The organism is Hymenobacter chitinivorans DSM 11115, assembly GCF_002797555.1.
Taxonomy (GTDB): Bacteria; Bacteroidota; Bacteroidia; order Cytophagales; family Hymenobacteraceae; genus Hymenobacter; species Hymenobacter chitinivorans.
In genome coordinates, this window is sequence record NZ_PGFA01000006.1 from 131,327 (window position 1) to 154,089 (window position 22,763).

Here is a 22,763-nt window from a genome sequence, read left to right on the forward strand (position 1 = left end):
TCTTACAAACTTTCACCCTTTTCTTCCTTACCAACCCCATACCTTATGACAAACTGGTACAAAACGGGGCCTACAGCACAACGCTGGCGGCAGCTGGCTTTGGCGGCGCTGCTGGCTAGCGGTGCTACCCTGGCCCAGGCTCAAAATTTGAACTACAGCCCGTTTGGGACGCAGAACCTCGCTGGCACCTACACGGATCTGGGTACTACGGGTACCGTAATTACTACGCCGAACACGGATGATGCCAACTCGGATGCCATTCCCATCGGCTTCACGTTTACCTACAACGGGACGGCTTTCAATGATTTCGTACTGAACACGAACGGTTTCTTGAAGCTGGGCACTACGGCTCCGGCCGCGCCGTACTTCTCGTCCGGTAGCCAAAACCCCACCGGCGGCCCGCTGAACTCCACCACGGAATCTAACCTGCTGCTGCCCTTCAACGACGACCTGATCGACGCCACTGCCGGTCCGTCCGAGTACCGGGTAGCCGTTACCGGCACGGCCCCCAACCGGGTGTGTACCATTCAGTGGAAAAACGTGAAGGACAAGCCCCGCGCTACGGCGGCCGGTGGCACCACCATCCTAGGCACCCAGCTCGACAACTTCTCCTTCCAGGTGAAGCTCTACGAGACGACTAACGTCATTGATTTTGTTTACGGCGGCGCTATTGCCGGGGCCGGCCCCGACGCGTTGAAGCTGGAAGTAGTAGGCCTGAAAGGCTCGGGCGCCAATACTGGACAAGTGCTGGTAGGTACCAAAACCTCCGCGGCTGCCTGGTCGACTACGACGTTTGGCAACACGGTATACACGGCCACCGGCAATGCTCATAACGTGCGCAGCACGGCCCGGCCCGACGCGGGCCGTACCTACCGCTTCAATTCCGCTGCTCCCAACGACGTAGCCGTAACCAACGTGTATTCGCTGGGTAAGCTCGCCATTCCAAGCGGCACTCCCCACACGATTCAGGCCATTATCCGCAACGTGGGAAGCAACCCGGTAACCAATGCTTCGGTAACGGCTACCGTAGCGGGTGCCAACACGTACACCAGCACCAAAACGGTGGCTAGCCTGGCAGTAGGAGCTTCGGCCACGATATCCTTCGACCCCTTCACGCCCACGGCCACCGGTAACGAAACCATTACCGTTACCTCGGCCAACGACGACGTAGCGTCCAACAACACCAAGACCTACGAGCAGGTAGTAAATACGACGACCCTAGCCGTAGCGGAGCCCAACGGCCCCGTTAGCAGCAGCGTCGGCTTTACCAACAACACGACCGGTGATGCCGGCACCGGCATTTTTGCCGTAAAGTACAACGTCAACACGGCCCGCTCGGTTACGGCCGTTACAGCCCGCATTGAGGATGTACGCTCCGTGGGCCGCACCATCTACACCGTAGTGTGCGACAACACCGGCGCCATCATTGGCCGCACGCCGGATTATGTAGTACTGGCTTCGGACATTGCTACTTTTAAGACGTTTACCCTGACCACTCCGGCTCAGGTACCCGCAGGTTCTTTCTTCGTGGGGGTAGCTGAAGGAGCCTCTCCGGCTGGCACGGCGCCTTTCTACCCAGTAGGGTTGCAGGCGGAAATACCAACCCGCTCGGGCACCTTCTACACGATGGCCATAACCGGGGGCTCTCCCGCAGATGCAGCTTCTAACAACCTGGGTCGTTTCATGATTGAGGCTGTTACGGGCGTGGGCATTACTTGCCTACCTCCCGTTGCGTCGAACATCTTCATCTTCCCCAATGCCACCACGGCTCAAATCGTGTACTCGGGCGTAACGGGTGGCACGGCTTACTCGCTCATCTACGGTCCGACCGGCTTCAACCCGACCACTGGTGGTACCACGGTTTCTTCGACTGCCTCGCCCGCTACCCTGACTGGCCTGACCCCCGCGACGACCTACCAGGTGTACATCCGCACCAACTGCGGTACTACTGACCAGAGCACGCTGACGGGCCCCCTGAGCTTCACCACGCTCTGCAACCCGACGGCCGTTACGGCCTTCCCTTACACCGAGAACTTCGACGCGGCCCGGGCGCTGCCCTGCGGTGTTTCGATCAACAACACCAATGCCGACACGGTGTCCTGGAAAGTACGGCCCACGGTTCCCGGTCAGACCGGCCCGCTCGTAGTAGCTGCTTCGGCTCCTAACGCCATGGTGTACTACTACAACGAGGACGCCGCTACTCCCGGCAACGACTGGTTCTACACCCCGCCCATGCTGCTCCGCACCGGTAACCGTTACCAGCTTTCGTTCAAGTACCGCAACAGCGGTACCAACTACACCGAGAAGCTGGAAGTAACCTACGGCACTTCGGCTAGCCCCGCGGGCCAGACGACGCAGCTGTGGAAAAACGAGGCCATCGGCACGACTACTTTCCTGACAGCTGACGCGACGAGCACGATTCCCGTGCTGCCCGTAGTGCCCACGACGACCGGTAACTACTACATCGGCTTCCATGTGTATAGCGACGCTGACAAGTTCTTCGTGGCCATCGATGACCTGCAGGTAACGGCTACGGCTATCACCGGCACCTCGGCTGCTCTGGACTACGCCATCAGCGTATTCCCGAACCCCTCGGCTGGTGTCTTCAGCGTGGACATCAAGAATGCCAACGCCAAAGGCGCTATGCAGGTAGAAGTAATGAACTCCCTGGGCCAGATCGTGCACACGGCTTTGGTACGCGACAACCAGCTCAACAAGCTGGACCTCTCGAACCTGGCTGGCGGCATGTACATCCTGAAAGTGAAGTCGGGCAACGACTTCTCGGTTCGGAACATCTCGATCCAGAAGTAATTTCTGCAGCTTGTAATTTGAAAAGGGCAGCCACATGGCTGCCCTTTTTTATTGCTAACAATGCTCGATTTGAAAGCCAAGCATCTGTACCGCTGAAAGTAGCCGATACCCGGCGCCCAACTGGGTGTGGGACTGTAGCAAGCCGCGCGAGCAGCTCCACGGCAGATAAGCCAGCGCTATTACCCCAGTGCTACGCTAAACCATGCATACTTCCTCCCGGTGACTAAAAGTAGCTTAACCACTGGCGGGCAGTGCATAATGTGTTGGGTTGGCGGCCCGACAACAAAAAAGCCTGCTCCGGATAGAGCAGGCTTTTTTACGAGTTAGATTGTTGCCGTGCTAAGCCACCTGGGCCTTAGCCTTGCGGACTTTAACCGGCTCGGCGGCCGGCATCTTGGCTCCCGCCACGCGGGCTTCGCGGCGGCGCTTCACCAGGGCCATACCAAAGCCAACGGCCATGAGCAGCGTACCGCTCCAGAGCAGGTTGATGAAGGGCTTTTCCATGGCCTTGAGGATGATATAATCCTTCTGAGTGGTGCTTACGCCGAAGGTGAACTTCTGCTTGGTTGGGTCCACGTTGATGAATACTAGGCGCAGGCCCAGGTCTTCTACCTCATCCGACACGCGGCCCACCTGGTTGTTGCGGACCACGAACATGGGGTGCACATGGTACTGCTTTTTCTCGCCGAAGACCACAAAGTCGCCCTGCACGGCCAGGTCGCCTTTGGCCAGGCCGAGGCCAGCCGTTTCGTGGGCCGGCTCCACGCCGCGGAACACGGCGAAGTAGTCGTTCAGGTAGATGGTGTCACCCACGGACAGCACGTGCTCCTTCACTTCGCTCCAGTCCTTTTCCTTGCTTGGGTCGGGCACGGAGCTGATGTGGGAGTAGATATCGTGGTCGAGAAACTTCTTAATATCGGGGGAAGCCAGCAGGCCGCCCATTTCCTCGTTGACCTGGGCCCGGGGGTAGAGCGTGAAGGTGTTGCCCGAGGCTTTTTCCTTGTAATCGACGCGGTAATAGGTGTTTTCGGGTAGGATTTCGACCGTGTCGCCAGCCTTATAGAACACCTTGCCTTCGGCCTTGATGTCGGCGCGGGCCAGGGCCTTGTACTCGTCGTCGGTGCGGAAGAGCAGCTCCTTATTCACGTAGCCAGGCACGCCGGGCACGTCGTAGTACTGGCCGGTGTAGCTGATGTCGTAGCCACCCATCGGGGCCGACTCATTGCGCCACAGCAGCACGTTGTCCCGGTTCAGGTCTTCCGGAAACTCCTTGGAGTAGACCATGCCCGACACGTTCTTGGAAATGATGTTGGAGTAGCCGGCCGAAGCCAGAATCCCGAGCAGCATCAGGGAAATACCGATGTGGGCAATACCGCCGCCCGAAAGGGCCACGCGGCGCTTGAGCAGGGTCAGGACTACGCCCAGGTTGGCCAGCACCCCGAACAGGCCGGTGGTGAGCAGCACGATATACACCGGGCTCATTTGCAGCTTGTTGTAGCGCACCAGCAGAATCACTAAAGCCGCGCTGAGCAGCGTAATGACGCCGGGCACGGCCAGAGAGTTTGACAAAGTTTCCTTGTCGTTCTTCTGCCACCACATGATTTGGGCCAAGCCGGTCAGGAAGGCTACCAGCACGCCCATCCACAGCTGAATTTTGGTGTAGTGCGCAATCTGGTCGGCGGGCAGGGCCAGGTTGGACTTAATGCCCAGGAAGCCCAAGAAGGCGTTGTAGACCGGAATACTGGTGGTGAACAGCACCTGGAACGCACCCAGACAGAGCACCGTGGCGCCCACGAATACCCACAGCTCGGGGTTGTAAGTGGTCAGCTCTTTCTCCGAAACCGGAATCGACTTCCAGCGGGCCACCAGCAGCCAGATAGCCAGCACCACGAAGGCCATGAGGTAAATCAACAGCTGCCCCGACAGGCCCAGGTCGGTAAAGGAGTGTACTGAGGCATTGCCCAGCACGCCGCTACGGGTCAGGAAGGTGGCGTAGAGAATCAGCAGGAAGGAGGCAATAACGAGCACGAAGGACGTGCGCAGGGCCGTGCGGCTCCGCTGCCACAGCACCATGCCGTGAATGGCGGCCACCAACACCAGCCAGGGAATATACACGGCGTTTTCGACCGGGTCCCAGTTCCAGTAGCCGCCGAAGTTCAGGGTTTCGTAGGCCCAGTAGGCGCCCATCATGACGCCCACGCCCAGCACCAAGCCACCGAACAACGCCCAGGGCAAGGAGGGCTTAATCCACTTGGTCAACTCCCCTTTCCAGAGGCCGGCAATGGCAAAGGCAAACGGCACCAGCGTGAGGGCAAAGCCCAGAAACAGCGTGGGCGGGTGAATCACCATCCAGTAGTTCTGCAGCAGCGGGTTGAGGCCGGTGCCGTCCTTGGGCACGAAGTCGGGGTTCATCTTGAACACCGGCAGATCCACCAGGAAGTCGCGCAGCAGGATAAAGGGCGAGGAGCCCAGCTTCACGTTCAGCACCACCACGCCCAGAATCATGGACGTCAGAAAGAGTTGCACGAAGGCAAACACAGCCATGACGGGTGCCTCCCACTTGCGGTGGAAGCGCATGATGGCCAGGCCCAGGCACACGTGCCAGAAAATCCAGAGCAGGAAGCTGCCCTCCTGCCCTTCCCAGAAGCAGGAAATCATGTAGTACACCGGCAAGTGGTTGCTGGAGTGGCTCCAGGCGTAGTAGTACTCGTACCGGTGGGTGTAGATGATGGTAAACAGGCAGACGATAATGGCAACTACCGCCACGCTGTGCACCAGAAACGCGCCCCGGCCCAGGCGCAGCCAGGCGGGGTCGGCGTCGCCCAACTGCCGGCCCTTGCTGGCCATGAAGTAGGAATACGCCGCCACTACGGCCGCCACGAAGGCAATGATGACACTCAGGTGCCCGGCGTTACCGATGAAAGTGTTGAGCATTCTTTCTTAATTAAGAATTAAGAATTAGGAATTAGGAATTGCTGCTTGAGCTACTTTGGTACACCCTCGTGTGCCCAGTCACCCAATTGCTAATTCTCAATTCCTAATTACTAATTGACTGAAGCCGTGGCGCCTTTGATGTCCTTCTCTACGTACTTGGAAGGGCACTTGAGCAGAATCTTGTCGGCCACGAACACGTCGTTGCGCATGGCGCCGGTAATGACCACCTGCTCCGACTTGTCGAAGTCCTGGGGCTTGGGGTTGAAGTAAATCACGCGCTGGGCAATGCGGTTGGTATCGACCAGGGTAAAGGCGAAGTAGTTGGGGTCCAGGGTGGGGTTATACTCCAGGCCCAGGATGTTCTTCTGCCCGTCGCGCGGGAGGCGGCCCACTACGTGCACCTTGGTCAGGTTGCCATCGGCGGCCCGCTCCCGGGCCTCGCGGAACGAGACGTACACGCTGGCGTCGCCCACGGTGCTCATGATGATGCCGATAGCAACGGCAATGACGGCAATGGCAAGAATGTGAGATTTTTTCATGATGCTTCAACAGCGCCGGGCTTGTCGGCCGGCTTTACTGAACAACCAAAGGTCCCCGAAAAATCCGTCGGGCCGGAATGAATTTCATTTAGCAATTATCATTTAACAAGTAACAATCAGCCGTTTTGCGGGCAAATGATAATTGTCACCTGATCAATGTTAATTGTCTTTGAGCTCCCGCTCCAGGCGGCCCACTTTCCGGTCGAGCGACACGAGGAAGGCCAGCAGACCGGCCAGCACGACGGTAATAACGGCCACCACCACGTAGATTTTGCCGCTTTGGCGCAGGGTATCGGCCATTTCAGGTGAGTCGGCGGCCGACTGGGCGGCGGCGTGCAGCACGGGCAGCAGCAGGGCGGCCAGCAGCAACAGGGCCGAACGGAGCTTAGGCAAGCTGTTTTTCATATACTTTTTGTTTGAGCAGAGCAATGCGGCTGGCCACCTGGGCCAGCCAGAAGGCCAGCAGCGTCCAGCCGATAACGGCCGGGTAAAACACCAGGCGCATATTGTCGTCGAGGTCGTACTTGGCAAAGGCCGGGTTGCCGCCCGCCCCGGGGTGGAGCGAATCGGTGAGGCGGGGCAGGATGTAGAACAGCGGCATGGCCGTGGCGAAGGCGAAGATGTTGTAGATGGCCGAAATCCGGGCCCGCTGCTGCTCGTCGGTAAATGAGGAGCGCAGCACCAGGTACGCCCCGTAAATGAGCATGGCAATGGCCGCGCCGTTGAGCTTGGGGTCGTTGGTCCACCACGTGCCCCAGGTGTACTTGGCCCAGATGCTACCCGTGGCCAAACCCACGCAGCCCATCAGAATGCCGGTGCGGGCCGCTTCGTGGGAGCGAATATCCAGCTCGGGCGTGGGGTTGCGCAGGTACTTGATGGAGTACACTACCGAGGCAATCAGGATGAAAGTCATGCCGAACCACATCGGCACGTGGAAGTACAGGTTGCGGATGGTTTCGTTGAGAATAGCCAGCCGGGGCACCGGCATCAGCAGGCCCGCCACTGCCGTATATAGCAGCAGCACCACGGCCAGGGCTTTCCACCAGTTGTTTTTCATGAGCAGCAATAGATTAAAGCCTGGCGCGCCAAGGCGCGGGGCGCAAGAGTAACAGGCAAGGAGGCTGATTTGTCACAACCCCACCCACGAACTTCTCGTTTAATGCCGCCCCGGTTTTGCATTAGCTGCGCCATAAAAAGGGAAACAACAGGTAGGACACGGCACTCACAATCAGGTTCAGAGCTACCAGCGTGAGCAAGGAGCTGCGGCTGGCGTCAAATTCGAGGCCGTCAAGGGCATTTTTGGATACTTTGATGAGCAGCAGCAGCATGGGCACCATCAGCGGAAAGCCCAGCACGGCCATCAGGGTACTGCTGTTGGTAGCCTTAGCCGCAATGCCCGACACCAGCGTGAGCGTGGAGGCAAAACCCACGGCACCCAGCACCACGTTGGCCAGAAACAGCGGCAGGTTCTGCACGGGGTTGCCCAGCACCAGGGCGTAGAGGCCGAATCCTGCCAGGGCCAAACCCAACAGCAGCAGGGCGTTATACACAATCTTGGCCATGATGACGGCCTGGGGCTGCACCAGGGTATAGTAGTAGAGCAGGCGGCCCCGGCTTTCCTGCAAGAAGCCTTTGGCTACGGCGTTGACGGCCGTAAAGAGCAGGATAATCCAGAACAGGGCGTTCCAGGCCGGCACGGGTAGCTCCCCGCCGCGCAGGGCAAAGCTCAGGTAGCACACAAAGACGGTGCTGCCCACGTAGAGCAGCATGCCGCTGAGGGCCGCGCGCTGCCGCCATTCCAGGCGGAAGTCCTTCTGAATCAAATACCAAATCTCGCGGAGGAGCATCGCGGCACAGCGGCTGGTGAACGGGGCCGCAAAGATACAACCCAACCTCCGGATAGGCCTCACCTAAGTTCATTATTCGCCTTGGCGCCGGCCACCAGGCATTTTTGGTGGCATAAAAAAAGCCTTCTACCGGTGGCAGAAGGCTTTTTTGGCAAGTATCCGGGCTTACCAGGCCACGGCAAACTTACCGGCCGTGGTAGCACTTTCCTGGGTCAGGCGGTAGGTATATAAGCCGGTGGCCAGGCCGCGGGTCGAAAAAACCAGGCGGCCCTGCATGGGTTTGGCGGCGTAGGTAGCCACCACGCGGCCCGCCAGGTCATACACCCGCAGCTCGGCCGGCGCCGTGGATTTACCCAGCTCAAAGGTCAGGAAGCTGGTGGCCGGATTAGGATACACGGCCGTAGTCAGGGCCTGGGCCGGGCGGGCGGCCAGCACCGTGTTGCGGAACGGCAGGTAGTCGACCAGGCCCAGGGCGGCATTGTCGGGCTGGTGGTAGATGTGGCTTTCAATTTCGGTGACGAAGCTGGTGCCCCAATCGTTGTTTTCGGCCTTGAAGCTTTCGGCGGTGTTGTTGTAGATGTCGTAAATCTGCCCGCCGTTGCCGTTGCCCGTCAGCAGGTTGCGGCCCACGTTGGTGGTATCGGTGCTGCTCAGGTCGCCGAAGCTCACGCGCGGGGCGGGCGTCGTGGAGTTGGAGCGCTGCAGGGTTACGCCATAGAGGTTGCCCCGGATGATGTTGCGCGACACGACTCCGGTTTGGGTCTGGGTACCGTTGAAGTTCAGTCCGCTGCCGCCGGTTTGGGCATTGGGGTTGATGTTGTTGTCAGAAATAATGTTCTGGGTAATGTAGCTGCTGATGTTGCCGCCCACAATGGCAATGCCGTAGCGGTTGTTGCGCACGATGTTGCGCCGGATCTGCACCTGACTCACGGCACTGGTGCCCAGCAGGTTGGAAACACTGATACCACCGGCCATCAGGTAGCGCCCCACCACCAGGTTGCCCTGAATGATGATGGGCGTAGCACCCCCAATGCCGAGGTTAATCTGGGGCCAGTTGCCATTCTCGGTGCTGTTGGCCACCAGCACGTTGTTGCGGATAATCGGGGAAGTCGGCCGGTTGGAGGGGCTCAGAATACCGGAACGGGCGTTGCCGTAGATGCGGCAGTTGGTGATGCGCGGCGTGCCACCCGAGAGGCTGATGGCCCCGCTGTTGGTAGCTTTGGTGCCAATGGCAGACACTTGGTAGCGCACCACGCAGCTGTCGAGCACCAGGCTGGCGTCGACGACCTTCAGGCCGCCGCCGTACTCGACCACGGTTTTGTGCAGCTCCGAGCCTTCACTGGTGGCCGAAAACCAAAAGCTGTGAAACGGCTTGGTAGGGTCCGCGGCGGTGATTTTAACCGAGTCGCGGGGGTTGATGAGCAGCACCCCATCCACGTAAAACAAGGCCAGGGAAGCCATTTTGATGGTGGCGTTGCTGCGAATTTCGAGCGTGTCGCGGGCCGACAGCCGGATGGTGTCGTTGACCTGAATAGTGCCGCCGGCCGTGGTGACGTAGCCGCCCGAGGCCGCCGTGAGCTGGGCCAGCGTCCACCGGACGCCGGTACCGGGTGTGCGGTACTGAGCCTGGGCCAGCGTCCAGGTTAGGCAGCTCAGCAGCAGGAGTAAGGATTTCTTCATGCAAAAGCAGTTAAACAGGAAAAGGAACTACATGGAAGGTAGGGCTAAAAACTCAAAAAGAGCCACCCGGTTGCCCAGGTGGCTCTTTTTTGTGGCAGAATTCCAAATTATCCCTAGAAGTCGTAGCCCAGGGTGAAGTAGAATTTCGGTCCTTTCTGCACATAGTCTTCCTGGCCCCAGGCCACGTCGGCCTTGCCGTAGAAGCCCAGCAGCGTGGTGCGCATCCCGAAACCGTAACCCAGCAGCAGCGGATTGCGGAAGTTGACGACGGTGGCCGTGAAGCCGTTGCCATTGCCGCCCTGCACCTGGGTGTTGAACGAGTTGTTTTCGTTGAACGGGTTCGAGCCCGAATATGCCGAGCCGGCGTCTCCGAAGGCAGTGAGCTGCAGATTGCGGAAGAAACCCGAGTAAATGGGTTTGCGCGAGAGGTACTGGATGATGGGCATGCGCAGCTCAGAGTTGAAGAGTACGTAGCGGGGACCATTCCGCTTGCTGTAGGCAAAGCCCCGCAGGTTGGTCACAAACTGCTGGTAGAATACCTGGGTTGGGTCACTCAGCAGGGCGTTGGTGGGCGTCAGGCGCGGGTCGTCGTAGCGGGCGTTGAGCCAGTTGTCCATGCCGCCGAGGCGGAAGGTTTGGGCCGAAGTCCCGAAGAAGGAGCCGAAGCTGGCCCGGTTAGCCCACACAATCTGGCGGTGAATCTTCTGGTAGTGCCGCAGGTCGACGTAGATCTTGCCGAAGTTTTGGGAGCCGTCATCAATGCCGTTGAGCTTGAGCACCCCGATTTTCATGCGGGTACCCTCCATCATATTGACCCCGGTGGAAATGGCGTTGTCGAATACCAGTTCCCCGCTCAGGCCAATATAGCTGCGGTTGATATCGTCTTCGGTGCTGAACTTGCTGATGACCGTACGGTTCACGTTCACAAACCGGGGGCCGCCCCGCACGCTCAGGTTGTGCGTCAGCGGGTAGGCAATGGTGGGTGACACCTCGTGGCGGCCAAAGCGCAGCCGCTGGTTTTCGGCGTCGAAGAAGTAGGCCTGCTTCTGGTAGCCAATGCTCCAGTCATAACGCTTTTTCAGGTTGGAGTACTCGGCGTAGATGTTGCTGGTCCGCAGGTCGGTCAGGGCAAAGATGCCAGCCCGGATGCGGTGGTCCTCAAACATATCCGACATATTGGCCTGCCCAATCAGGCCCAGGCCCAGCAGCGGGTCGGCGTAGAGCGACGAGACGACGTTGTCGATACTGAAGCGCTTATCGTACTTATAGGGGCCGGCCACCGAGAAGGCCTCAGCCGGTGGCGCTGTCGGCAAGGCCGCGGCTACGTCCGTGCGCTTGCGGCGCGGCGCGTTGGCCCGGCTGGGTACGTCTTCCTCAAACTGGTAGTCGCTGGTATTAATCTGCCCCTCATTCTTGCGGGAGGGCGCAGTGGGAACCGCGCTATTATCCTGGGTATCGGCGGCCACCGACTTAGCGGGCTGAGCGGCGGCCCGTGCCGGCGCCTTCGACCGATCTTCGAGGGTTTCCTGCCGGGCCGTTTTGTAGAGAATCAGGTTCTGCGGCAGCGCGTACGAGGGGTAGAGGTACACAAAGTCGCGCGACTTATCGGCCGCCACAAAGCCCAGGGCCCCGGTGGTGGCGTTGTAGTCGAAGCTCTCAATATTGGGCAGAAAACTGCTGACGGGTACGTGCTGCTTCGTCTTAAACGAGTATTTGTAGATGCTGCGCACCCCGCTTTCCTCCCCGAGAAACAGTATTTCGTCGTCGGAAATGGCCCGGGGCCGACCTTCGTTGGAAATCGTGCTGACCAAGGTTTCCACGGGCTGGGTCCGGCCGTCGAGGTAATAAACAAACAGGTCGTAGTTGTTGACCACGTTGCCGAATGAGCCCTTGGCCGTGCCGGCCGAGTCCAGCCAACGGTTGGAGCTGAACACAATACCGTTGCCGTTGGGCAGGAAGGTCGGCTGCACGTCGTCGAATACATCGTCGGTGAGCTTTTCGGGCGTGCGGCTGCCGGCCCGCAGCACGTACAAATCGTTCTGCCCGTTGCGCACTCCGCTAAACACCAACGCCTTGCCGTCGGGCGAATAACTCAAATCCAGAATCTGGGAAAAAGGCCGGAAGATGGTGGAGGCATTACGGCCAAAGAGCCCATCCACGGCCCGGAATATAAAGTTCGTTGGACCGGCATCGGCCGAAACCAGACTCAGGTTCATGCTGCCTTTCACTTCGCCGGCAACGGCAACCTGGCTGTTGCTACGCCAGGCCAACGCCGGCAACCGGATTTCCACCTGCTGGTCGGGGGTTTTGTAGCCGCCGCGGTAAATGGTATGCTGCCCGGAGCCATCCTTATTGACTACGACTACCCGGTAGCGGCCCCGCTCGTTGGCCACGTAAGCCAGCCGCTGCCCATTGGGGCTAAGCACGGCTTGCGAATACAGAATGCCTTTACGGTTGCTTTTGGCCAGCTGCCGAGCCTCTTCGGGCAGCACAAAGGCCGTTTGGGGCTGGGCGTTGAGCTGCCGGTAATACGCCACCCAGTCCTTGAGAAATACTTTATAGGGCACGTTCAGCGAGCTGCTGATGCCCACTTCCACGTCGCGGGTGATGCGCGTCAGGTTCAGAATATTCTGAATGGTGGTGTAGCCGTAGCGCTCGGCAATGTAGTTCCAGATGCTCTGGCCGGCCAGCTCGGGGTTGCGCACAAAAAACTGCGCCGGCCGGTTCGACTCCACTTTCTGGGTCATGTCGCGCATGTAGTCGTCCATGTCCACGCTCCAGCCCTCGGAGGCGTAGGCCGAGGCTCCCGACACAAACCAGTCGGGCAGCTGCAGCAGGTAGCTGCTCTGGATGACTTCCTTCAGCGAGCCGCCGTACATCATGTCGTTGAGCAGCACCTTGGTAATCTGGTAGCTCAAGTCGCGCTTAAACAGGGTTTGCTGACCCTGAAAGGCCAACTGCACCTTGCTCATGCGCAGCAGCTCGGTTTCGCCGCCGGTCTGGTATTTGTCGGTATCCAGGCCCACGTTGCTCTGCCGCAGGTCGCCCACGGAGTTATAGAGCATGATGGTGGTTTTGGAGTACGGATAGTAGCCAATGAGCGACGTAATGCGCTGCAGCTCTTTTTCCGCGTACTCGGCCGCGCGGCGGGCCGCCACTTCCCCGCCGGCGTAGAAATAGATGGTAAAGTTTTGGGTGCTGAGCTGCTGCCAGTTAAAGTCCTTGTACTGAATCCGGACCCGCCCGAACGGCTCCTGCGCCGTCTGAGCTTGGGCTGCGTCTCCGGCCGACAGCACCAGGGCTGCCGATAACGCCACGAGTAAGGATACGTGCTTCATAGAGAAGGCGAAAAGCGGAGAAATCAGGAAGAAAAGCCGGCCTCGGAAAGGCTAGCTAAGTATAACGCAGAATACCGCTCGATATTGACCTCGGGCCATAATTCCGCGGTGCCTTCCAGCACATCGGCAAAATGGGCGGCCAGCCGCGGAGCAATCATTACTCCTTTGGAGCCGAAGCCATTACATATACTCACAACCGGCCGGGCCGGATGCGTACCTACCAAGGGTTTTCGGTCGGGCACGGTTGGGCGCAGGCCCATGCGCTGCCCGGTTACCGAAAATGGCTGATCCGTCATGGCCCCCAGCTTGTGACTGAGCTCCTGCCGGGCTTCGGCCGTAATAGTTTCCGCAAATGGGGGCCGCCGGTACGTGGCTCCCACCCGAAAACGCTGCTGCCCCAGCGGCACTACGTAAGCGCCCCGGTTGAGCACCTGGGCTTCGGATAAGCCCGGGCACTCCACGTCGAGCACCTCGCCCTGGTTGGGCCGCAGCGGCAGCCAGTTAAAGTACGGATTTTGTGTGGCCGCGCTGCCTTCGCAGAAGATTATGTGCTGGGCCTGCACACTTTCCCCGTAAACAACGCCGCTGTCGTGGACAACAAGTCGATGCGGGTCAAAAGTTTCGCGCCGCAGCCACCCATTTTGCAGTCCTTCCGTAGCCAGCGCGGCCAGCAGTTCGCGCAGGGCTACGTAGCCGCCCCGCCGAATAGTAATGCCCCCAAATTCCTGGCGCAAACCGGCTTGGGGTGCGGGGCTAAGATTAATGTCGGCCACGAAATCCTGCCACGGGTTATCGGCACTCCGGGCCAGAATCGTGTTTTGCTCGGCCACCGAGGCGAGCAGCTTCAGAATGGGCACTTCGAAGAAAAACTGCTGGCCAAACTGCCTTTCCAGCGCCCGGTAAAAGGCCGCCGCGGCCGTCAGTAGCTCGTCGGCCCGCCAGGTGAGGGCAAAGCGCTGCCCGGCCACGGGGTTCATCAGGCCCGCCGCCACGTTGGAAGCCGAATCGGGCTGGTAGGTATCCAGCACCAGCACGGGGTGGCCCCGGCGGCGCAGTTCATAGCTCAGGGTGGCCCCGGCAATACCGTGGCCGATAATCAGGTACTCAACGCTCGTCATGGCTGGCAAGGTAAGAGGAAAACGGCGGGGCCGCGGGATGAAAAAGCCCGGCCAACTCCAGCCCGGGCCGCCGCTACCGGGCTTGGCCGTGCTTGTTCGCGGTAAGACTCGTAACTTACCTGCCCAATTTCACTGGCTGCGGCCAGGTTTATTTTAGTACATAAGCTGCATGGTCGTTTCTGGTTTTACGTTCAACGCCTTTTCTGAAAACACCTACCTGCTGCACGATGCCACCAAGCAGTGCGTCATCGTCGACCCCGGCTGCTACGATAAGGCCGAGCAGCAGGCCCTGCGGGCTTTTATCGAGGCGCAGGGTTTACAGGTAGTGCTGCTGGTCAATACCCATTGCCACATCGACCACGTGTTCGGCAACCAGTTTATTCTCGACACCTATCAGGTTCCGTTTTTGATTCACGAGGCCGACCTGCCCACGCTGCGGGCCGTACCTACCTACGCCCCCAGCTACGGCTTTGCCCAGTACCAGCCAGCCGAGCCGACGGGCTTTTTGACGCCCGGCACCCCCGTCACGTTTGGTACCACCGAGCTGGAAGTCCGCTTCGCACCGGGCCACGCCCCCGGCCACGTCGTGTTTTACCACGTGCCCACCCAGGTCGTCATTGGCGGTGACGTGCTGTTTCAGGGCAGCATTGGCCGCACCGATTTGCCCGGCGGCGACTACAACACGCTTATTAATAGTATTCGCACCGAATTGCTGACCCTGCCCGACGCCGTGACGGTATACCCCGGCCACGGGCCGGCCACCACCATCGGGGCCGAGCGAGTGGGTAATCCATTCCTGCGCTAAGTTCGTTTGTCTTTCCTTTTGCATGAAGAATCACCTTCCTAACGCGGTTACCTGCCTCAATTTGTTTGCGGGCTGCTTGGCCCTGTGCAACATTTTTGCCGGCCACCTCGAAACGGCCGCCTACCTCGTGGGCTTGGCCGCCGCCTTCGACTTTGCCGATGGCCTCCTGGCCCGGGCCCTGCATGCCTCCTCCCCTATCGGTAAGGACCTCGACTCCCTGGCCGATATGGTATCGTTTGGGGTTGTGCCCGGTGCCATTCTGTTTCATTTGCTGGGCCAAAGCGACGGCTTGCCCGAGTGGCTGCCCTACGCGGGCTTTATCGTGACGGTTTTCTCGGCCCTGCGCCTGGCTAAGTTCAACAACGATACCCGCCAGACGACTTCCTTTATCGGCCTGCCCACGCCGGCTTGCACCCTGGTGGTGGCCTCCTTGCCACTCATTCTGGCCCACGACTCCTTCGGCCTCACCGGCTTTATTCTGAATCCCTGGGTGCTGCTGGGTCTGACGGTGCTGCTTTCCGGACTACTGGTGGCCGAAATTCCGCTGTTTGCCCTTAAGTTCAAGAACCTGACCTGGCAGGATAACTCCCTGCGTTTCATCTTCTTACTGCTGGCCGTAGCGTTGTTGGTACTACTACAGGCCACCGCCATTCCCCTGATTGTACTGTTGTATGTACTGCTGTCGGTAGTTCGTCCGGCTTACGGCTAAGATTTTGGATAGCTGAGCTACAATATTTATTCCTTTTCAGTAGTTAAAGTACTGTTGTAGTGATGAACCGCTTTTATACTGAGCGTGTTGCAAGCTCATCCCTGTTTCTGACCCGCCTATTGCCCGAATTTACCTGTATGCGCTACTCTACTTTCCTGGCTGTTGTATGGTTTCTTACCGCGGGCGCCCTGTCGGCCCGGGCGCAGCAACCAGAGCAAGTCATCCGGCAGCAGCTCACCTGGAAAGGCTACATGGAGGCCGCAAATAAGGCCGGGCGCCTGCGTAAAGTGCCCACGTTTGCGGGAGCAGTGTTCCGCCTAGGCGACCAGTACCCCAGCTTTCAGATCCGTATTCCCGGTCAGGTCGGACAGGGCACCGTACGCAATGCGGTATACGAGCCCCTGGCTCCCGCCGACGCGAAGCTTCTGGAAGGCATTACGGTACCCACTACTGCTACCGCCGCCGTTACGAGCGGTACCGAGCGCCGCCAAACGGTGAGCTTTGCCTTACTTCCGGCCGTGCGCCGCAATGCCCAGAGCGGCCAGGCTGAAAAGCTGGTTTCCTTTGAGTATGCCTACTCCCTGGCTTCCGAGCCAATCCGCCCCGCCGGCACCAAAGGCCGCAAGTACGCCAGCTCGTCGGTTTTAGCGCAGGGCGACTGGTTTCGTATCGGGGTAGCGGCCAGCGGCATATATAAGCTGGATAAAAAGGCGCTGGCCAGCATGGATATTAATCTGCAGGGCCTCGACCCCCACCGCCTGCAGATTTACGGCAATGCCATGGGCACGCTGCCCCAGCCCAACAGCGCTTACCGCCCCGACGACTTGGTGGAAAACGCCATTTACGTGGCTGGCGAAGCCGATAATTCCTTCGACGATAACGACTATATCTTATTCTACGCCCGCGGCCCCCACACCTGGAGCCTGGAAGATGATGGCACGAATCGGCGGTTTAAGCACGAGCTGAATGTCTACACCGACACAGCCTACTACTTTGTGACGGTTGGCAGCCGGCCCGGCCTGCGGGTGGGAGCACCACGCACCATCGGCGGCACGCCCACGGCTACCATCAACCAGTTCCTGGACCGGCAATTCTACGAGCATGAACTGGTGAACCTGGCCAAGTCGGGTCGGCAGTGGCTGGGCGAAGGATTTACCAACAACAGCCCGGCCCGGGAATTCACGATTTCAACTCCCGACTTACTGCCCGGGGGTACATTACAACTCACTTCCCAGGTAATTGGAGCCTCGGCGGTGGGCACCAACACTACCTTTCAGCTTGCCTTGAACGGCACTTCGTTGGGCGCTCAAAATGTTTCTGGCTTCAGCAGCATACCCCAGAACTATCCTGAAATAGCCAACTCCGACTTACGCACTTTTGCGTACTCCATTCCGGCCGTGCCCGCTGCGGAAGCCAAAGTCCGGTTAGTGTTTAGTAGCCCGACGGACGCCTCGGGCCAGGGTTACCTCGATTATTTAGAAGTCAACGCCCCGCGCCGCCTCCGGCTAACGGGCAGTCAGCTCGAATTTAACTCCTTGCCCGGCGCCCCCCTGAGCGAGTTTCAGTTGGGCGCCAGCAGCGCTGCTACCGTATGGAATGTCAGCAACCCGCGCCGTCCGTACGCGCTGGCTCTCAACGGCAGTGGCAACTTTGTGGCCCGCACCGATAGTGTCGCGGAGTTTGTGGCTTTCACCGGCAGCGACTTTCCTACTCCTCCCCGTTTATTTAAGGGCCGGATAGGCAACCAAAACTTGCATGCCCGGCTCAACCTGAATGGTAAGCTAGACCTGGTTATCGTTACCTACCCCCCCTTTAAGCCCGAGGCCGACCGCCTCGCCGCCTACCGTCGCGCCCATGATAACCTGAACGTGGAGGTAGTGACGACGACTGAAGTATACAACGAGTTCAGCTCCGGCGGACAGGATGTTACGGCTATTCGTGACCTGATGAAAATGGTCTACGACCGTAGTACTTCCAATAAACAGCTCTACCTGCTTCTTTTCGGCGACGCTTCCTATAACTACAAGTCGGATCCGGCCAATGATATGAGACTGGTGCCAGACTGGTGGGAAAACCGTTCCCCGCTGGACGCCGACAAAAACGGCCAGAACTATGTGCCGACGTACGAATCACGGGAGTCTTTTTCTCTGACGTACTCCCGGCCTAACTCATCGCCTTCTGTCAAAGGTGTCACCTTTTGCTCTGACGACTACTTCGGCCTACTCGACGACAACGAGGGCGAATGGGACGAAGGCTACAGTAACGACCTGCTCGACATTGGCATTGGCCGCTTGCCCATCCGCACGCCCAGCGGCCAGTCCCGCTCCCTGGCGCAGGCGACTTTGGTAGTCAACAAGCTGATTCGCTACGATGAACCGGCCAGCTTTGGCAAGTGGCGTAACCGGCTCACTTTCGTGGCCGACGATGGCAACGGCTCTATCTTCATTTCTGAGGCCTGTGAGCCCCAGTCGCTCAGCGTTGCCATCGACCACCCGGAGTTCAACGTGCATAAAGTCTACCTCGACTTGTATCCTCAAACCATTGCCTCGGGCGGTCAACGCTCGCCGGAATGCAACCGGGCAATCGATGAGGCTATTGAACAAGGCTCCCTCATCACGCACTACAGCGGCCACGGCGGCCCCACCGGCTGGGCCGATGAACAGATCCTGACCAAGCAGTCGGTGCTGGCTCTGAAAAACCGAAACCGCCTCACGTTTATGGTCACGGGCACGTGCGACTTTAGCACCTACGATGACCCCGAGCGGGATTCCGGTGGAGAAGTCGCCCTAACCGACATAGAAGGTGGAGCCATTGGCTTGCTCACTACCACTCGCCTCGCCTTCGCCGACCAAACCGTCAGCGTTTCCAGCCAGCTCTACAATACCATTTTCAAACCCGTAAATGGTCAGATGCCCCGCCTGGGCGAAATCACCCAGTTTTCCAAAAACAACGGCATTCGCAGCACCAGTACCCGCAACTTCGTGCTGCTCGGTGACCCCACCACGCGCTTGGCGGCGGCCCAGCAGGAAGCCGTACTTGACTCTATCAACGGCAGGTCTATTAGCGCCACTTCTATTGATACGCTCAAGGCTCTCTCCACCATCAAGCTCTCCGGCCTCGTTCAGAAGGGGCAGGTGCTCAATACGCAGTTCAACGGCCAAGCCCACGTGACGGTGTATGAGAAGCCGACGACGGTGAATACTCTCAAGAACGAGTTTGACGACGTTGTGGTGGGAGTGCCGATTCAAGAGAACATCATCTACGATGGCAAAGCTACCGTCCGCAATGGCCGTTTTAAGCTCAGCTTTGTTGTTCCCAAAGACATCAACTATAGCGTGGGGCTGGGCAAGATTCAGTTGTACGCTCAGGATTCCATTCGCATAGCAGATGCTAAAGGCTACCGCGCCACTCCCGTGGGCGGCGCCGATGCCACCATTCAGCAGGACTCAATTCCGCCCCTTATTAAGTTGTTCATGGACCGGGAGTCCTTCGTGTATGGCGGCCTCACCGATACTACCACCACGCTGATTGCTCACCTCTCGGACGCCAGTGGCATCAACACGGCCGGCGCCGGCATCGGCCACGACATCACTGCCACGCTGGATAATGACCCTACCAAGCTCACTATCCTCAACGATTTCTACACTGCCGATGTGGACAGCTACCAGTCGGGCAAGGTGAAATACCTCTTCAAGAGCTTGGCCACCGGCCCGCACGTGCTTCACCTCAAAGCCTGGGACACCTTCAACAATTCGGCTCAGCAAGAAATTGAGTTTATTGCGGCTACCAGTGAAAAACTGGCCCTGGACCATGTCCTGAATTACCCCAACCCATTCTCCACCCGCACCACTTTCCAATTTGACCACAACCGCTCGTCCGACGACCTCGATGTACAGATTCAAATCTTTACTATTTCAGGTCGTTTGGTACGTACACTGCGTACTACCATTGTCGGCAGTGGCCCCCACGTGGGCCGCGACTCTGATGCCCTGACGTGGAACGGCCGCGACGAGTACGAAGACCAGCTGGCCCGGGGCGTATACGTGTACCGGGTGAGCGTCCGCTCCCTGCGCGACAACGCCACGGCCTCCAAGTTCGAGAAACTGGTTATTTTGAATTAAAGTCTCCGGCAAACTGCCATTTTCGTTTATTTCCGCTCTTCTTGTTTCCTTTTATGACATTGTTGAAGCTGCCTTTGCGATTAGCGCTCCTTCCCGGCTTGCTGGGCGTCTCTATCGCAGCTCAGGCTCAGAGTTCACCGAACACCATCACCACCGCCGTTCCGATTCTGACCCTGAGCCCCGACGCTCGTTCGGCGGCCTTGGGAGAAGCGGGAGTAGCCATTTCGCCCGATGCTAACGCCTCGTACCACAATGCCGGTAAGCTGGGCTTCGTCACCAGCAAGTACGGTGTGTCGCCCTCCTACTCGCCGTGGCTGCGCAACGTGACCGATGATATGGGCCTGGCTTACTTGTCGGGCTTCGGCAAAATCGGCCAGCGTTCCGCTATTTCAGCCTCGCTGATGTACTTCGACCTGGGCACCATTTCTTTCCGCGACGAGAAGAACAACCCCAAGGGCGACTTCAACCCTAAGGAATATGCCGTTAGCGTTTCCTACGGTCAAAAACTGAGCGAGAACTTCGGGGTCGGTATCACCGCCCGCTACATTCGCTCCAACCTCACCGGCGAAACCATTAGCGGCAAGCCCGGCAACGCCGCCGCCGTCGACCTGGGTGCTTACTACACCAAGGACCTCTCCATTGGTCCCAGCGACTACAACCTGGGGTTGGGTGCCACTATTTCGAATATTGGCAACAAGATGACCTATACGAACCCGCTGCAGGCCGATTTCTTGCCCACTACGCTTAAGCTCGGTACGGCCATTACCCGCGAATTGGACGCCTACAACAAAATCACGCTTACCGTTGATGCCAGCAAGTTGCTAGTACCTACGCCCTACTACATGGAAGGAGACACGGTAGGCTTTGGCAAAACCATCAAGGCTAAGAACGAAGAAATTCGCGCCAAAGGTATCGTCAGCGGAATTGTGGGCTCGTTTAGCGATGCGCCCGGTGGCTTCAGTGAGGAGCTCAAGGAAATCAATATCTCCGCCGGCCTCGAATACTGGTACAACGACCTGCTGGCAGCCCGGGTGGGCTATTTCTACGAGAACCCCGTGAAAGGCGACCGGCAGTACCTGAGCTTTGGCTTGGGCGTCCGGTATCAGGTTTTCGGCGTCGATGGTACGTACTTGGTACCCAACCAGCGCGCTAACCCCCTGGCTCAAACTATTCGCGTATCCTTGCACTTCAACTTCAATAAGTCGGAGGAAGCCTTCGGAACCGGCGACGGTTCGGCTCCCGTCAACTAACCTGTTTCTATGCTCGACCGTCAAGTCGCTCCTCCCGTTCAGCCGCTGGCCAGCGTTACGCTACCAGCGGCTGACGTGTTTTCGCTCCCCAACGGAGCCCGTCTGCACGTCATTCATAACAGTGCCCAACCTGTCGTCCGCCTGCAGTTGGTATTTCCAGCCGGTAAATGGTACGAGCCAGTATCCGGCTTATCCATGCTTACGGCTCGCATGGTGCTCGAGGGCACCCTAACTCGCACCGCCCGCCAGATAGCCGACGAAGTCGCCTTCTATGGGGCTTCTTTGGAGTGTGAGCAAGGCTTCGACCAGGCTACTCTTACGCTCTACTGCCTTAGCCGTCACTTGGAGTCCCTGTTGCCCGTTGTGGCTGATGTTATTTCTGCCGCGTCTTTCCCCGAAGCTGAACTCGCTCAACTCAAAGCCAGGACCATTCAAAACATCCGGATTGAGCGGCAGAAAACCAGTTATTTGGCCTCTGAGCACTTTTCCCGTACTCTTTATGGTCCGAGCTACCCATACGGGCGCATGTTCGATGAGGGCCTAGTACAAGAAGCGGACCGCGAGGAACTACTCCGCTTCTACCAGTCGGCTTACCAACTCTCCGCAGCAGAAATCTTCCTCTGTGGTGATGTAAGCTCCGCTCACATTGATCTGGTGACCACCGTCATTGGCCGGCTTCCTACGCTCACCGCTGCTGCACCACCAATATCTGCAGCCCTAGCAACTCCTTCTACTGCGCCCAAAGAACATGTGACGGTAGCTGATGCTATGCAGTCTTCCTTGCGCATCGGACGCGTGTGGCCCAATATGAGCCACCCAGCAATGCACAAGCTCCAGGTACTGATCAAAGTATTGGGTGGTTATTTTGGCTCGCGCTTAATGAAGAACATCCGCGAAGACAAAGGCCTAACGTATGGTATTTACGCTAGTATCGGCTCCCGAGAACATGCCAATAATTTTGTTATCGGCACCGATGTAAATGCAGCTTCTACCTCTGTAGCAGTACAAGAGATATACAAAGAGCTGGATATCCTTCAGAGTCAATTGATTCCTCAGGAAGAGCTGCAGACCGTAAAAAACTACATGGTTGGTAAGTTTGCCAATGAACTAAGCACCGTATTTGAGCAATGTGATAAATACAAAAACTTAGTATTCCTCGACCTACCTGCATCCTACTATTCTGATTTCATTGCTGAGGTTAACCAAGTCACCGCAGATGAATTGCAGGCATTAGCCCAAGAATACCTCTCCCCCATATCAATGACTGAAGTAATTGCCGGCCCTTAACTAGCGGCAATAAAAAAGCCCCTGCTACTCCATGTAGCAGGGGCTTTTTTATTGCCTTTAATAACTCAAACCCATTCACATATAAAGAATTTCAGAGCAGCAAAAGGTTAACGGTTAGATACTGCTAATACAGACATCAAGCACTATCAGTATAATTCATCAAAATGACGTGTCGGATACTTTTCCTGCATGTCTGAATCTACTAACCAATATGAATAAGGCTTCTGCTATTTCCACTCACGGCAGCGTAGCAGTTCGCTTCCCGGCCGAGTACCATGCGTCGGAGTACCGTTTGGGTCAGCGGCATTACCCGGCCTGCTCCCG

General features: G+C 58.2%; 14 protein-coding genes. 6 read left to right on the plus strand and 8 right to left on the minus strand.

The window, feature by feature from the left end:
- Positions 1 to 45 precede the first annotated feature (45 nt).
- Positions 46 to 2,811, plus strand: a complete 2,766-nt coding sequence (locus CLV45_RS24665) for a T9SS type A sorting domain-containing protein (protein WP_100339176.1) — start codon at positions 46 to 48, stop codon at positions 2,809 to 2,811.
- 339 nt (positions 2,812 to 3,150) lie between these two features.
- Here the strand turns inward: CLV45_RS24665 and ccsA are convergent, their stop codons facing one another.
- From ccsA to CLV45_RS24705, 8 genes are all read right to left on the minus strand, one after another.
- Positions 3,151 to 5,745 carry a cytochrome c biogenesis protein CcsA gene (gene ccsA / locus CLV45_RS24670; RefSeq protein WP_100339177.1) on the minus strand — a complete coding sequence of 865 codons (2,595 nt, stop codon included), beginning with the start codon at positions 5,743 to 5,745 and terminating at the stop codon, positions 3,151 to 3,153.
- Positions 5,746 to 5,855: 110 nt separating this feature from the next.
- On the minus strand, positions 5,856 to 6,284 hold the full coding sequence (locus CLV45_RS24675; RefSeq protein ID WP_100339178.1) for a cytochrome c maturation protein CcmE domain-containing protein: 429 nt from the start codon (positions 6,282 to 6,284) through the stop codon (positions 5,856 to 5,858).
- Between the two features lie 159 nt (positions 6,285 to 6,443).
- Positions 6,444 to 6,689 (minus strand): CcmD family protein, encoded by a 246-nt coding sequence (locus CLV45_RS24680; protein ID WP_211289998.1) that lies wholly within the window; start codon positions 6,687 to 6,689, stop codon positions 6,444 to 6,446.
- Positions 6,670 to 7,341, minus strand: a complete 672-nt coding sequence (locus tag CLV45_RS24685; protein WP_100339179.1) for a cytochrome c biogenesis protein — start codon at positions 7,339 to 7,341, stop codon at positions 6,670 to 6,672. Before CLV45_RS24685 ends, CLV45_RS24680 begins: the two co-directional genes overlap by 20 nt.
- 121 nt (positions 7,342 to 7,462) lie before the next feature.
- Positions 7,463 to 8,131 carry a heme exporter protein CcmB gene (locus tag CLV45_RS24690; RefSeq protein WP_211289999.1) on the minus strand — a complete coding sequence of 223 codons (669 nt, stop codon included), beginning with the start codon at positions 8,129 to 8,131 and terminating at the stop codon, positions 7,463 to 7,465.
- A 165-nt stretch (positions 8,132 to 8,296) separates the two neighbouring features.
- Complete coding sequence (locus tag CLV45_RS24695) at positions 8,297 to 9,811, minus strand: T9SS type A sorting domain-containing protein (protein ID WP_100339180.1); 1,515 nt, start codon at positions 9,809 to 9,811, stop codon at positions 8,297 to 8,299.
- 113 nt (positions 9,812 to 9,924) lie between these two features.
- Positions 9,925 to 13,149 (minus strand): LpqB family beta-propeller domain-containing protein, encoded by a 3,225-nt coding sequence (locus CLV45_RS24700; protein WP_100339181.1) that lies wholly within the window; start codon positions 13,147 to 13,149, stop codon positions 9,925 to 9,927.
- Positions 13,150 to 13,172: 23 nt separating this feature from the next.
- Complete coding sequence (locus CLV45_RS24705) at positions 13,173 to 14,267, minus strand: NAD(P)/FAD-dependent oxidoreductase (RefSeq protein ID WP_100339182.1); 1,095 nt, start codon at positions 14,265 to 14,267, stop codon at positions 13,173 to 13,175.
- A 169-nt stretch (positions 14,268 to 14,436) separates the two neighbouring features.
- On the opposite strand from CLV45_RS24705, the gene CLV45_RS24710 reads away from it, so the two are divergent.
- The 5 genes from CLV45_RS24710 (at position 14,437) to CLV45_RS24730 (ending at position 22,439) form a co-directional block, all read left to right on the plus strand.
- A complete protein-coding gene (locus tag CLV45_RS24710) occupies positions 14,437 to 15,072 on the plus strand; it encodes an MBL fold metallo-hydrolase (protein WP_100339183.1) in 636 nt (211 codons plus the stop codon).
- 22 nt (positions 15,073 to 15,094) lie between these two features.
- Positions 15,095 to 15,781, plus strand: a complete 687-nt coding sequence (locus CLV45_RS24715; protein ID WP_100339184.1) for a CDP-alcohol phosphatidyltransferase family protein — start codon at positions 15,095 to 15,097, stop codon at positions 15,779 to 15,781.
- A 137-nt stretch (positions 15,782 to 15,918) separates the two neighbouring features.
- Positions 15,919 to 19,902, plus strand: coding sequence for a type IX secretion system sortase PorU (porU, locus tag CLV45_RS24720; protein WP_157807777.1), 3,984 nt, complete (start codon positions 15,919 to 15,921; stop codon positions 19,900 to 19,902).
- Positions 19,903 to 20,000: 98 nt separating this feature from the next.
- Positions 20,001 to 21,152, plus strand: a complete 1,152-nt coding sequence (gene porV / locus CLV45_RS24725) for a type IX secretion system outer membrane channel protein PorV (protein WP_245882987.1) — start codon at positions 20,001 to 20,003, stop codon at positions 21,150 to 21,152.
- A gap of 9 nt (positions 21,153 to 21,161) precedes the next feature.
- Positions 21,162 to 22,439 carry a M16 family metallopeptidase gene (locus tag CLV45_RS24730; protein WP_100339187.1) on the plus strand — a complete coding sequence of 426 codons (1,278 nt, stop codon included), beginning with the start codon at positions 21,162 to 21,164 and terminating at the stop codon, positions 22,437 to 22,439.
- The last annotated feature ends 324 nt before the right edge of the window (positions 22,440 to 22,763 follow it).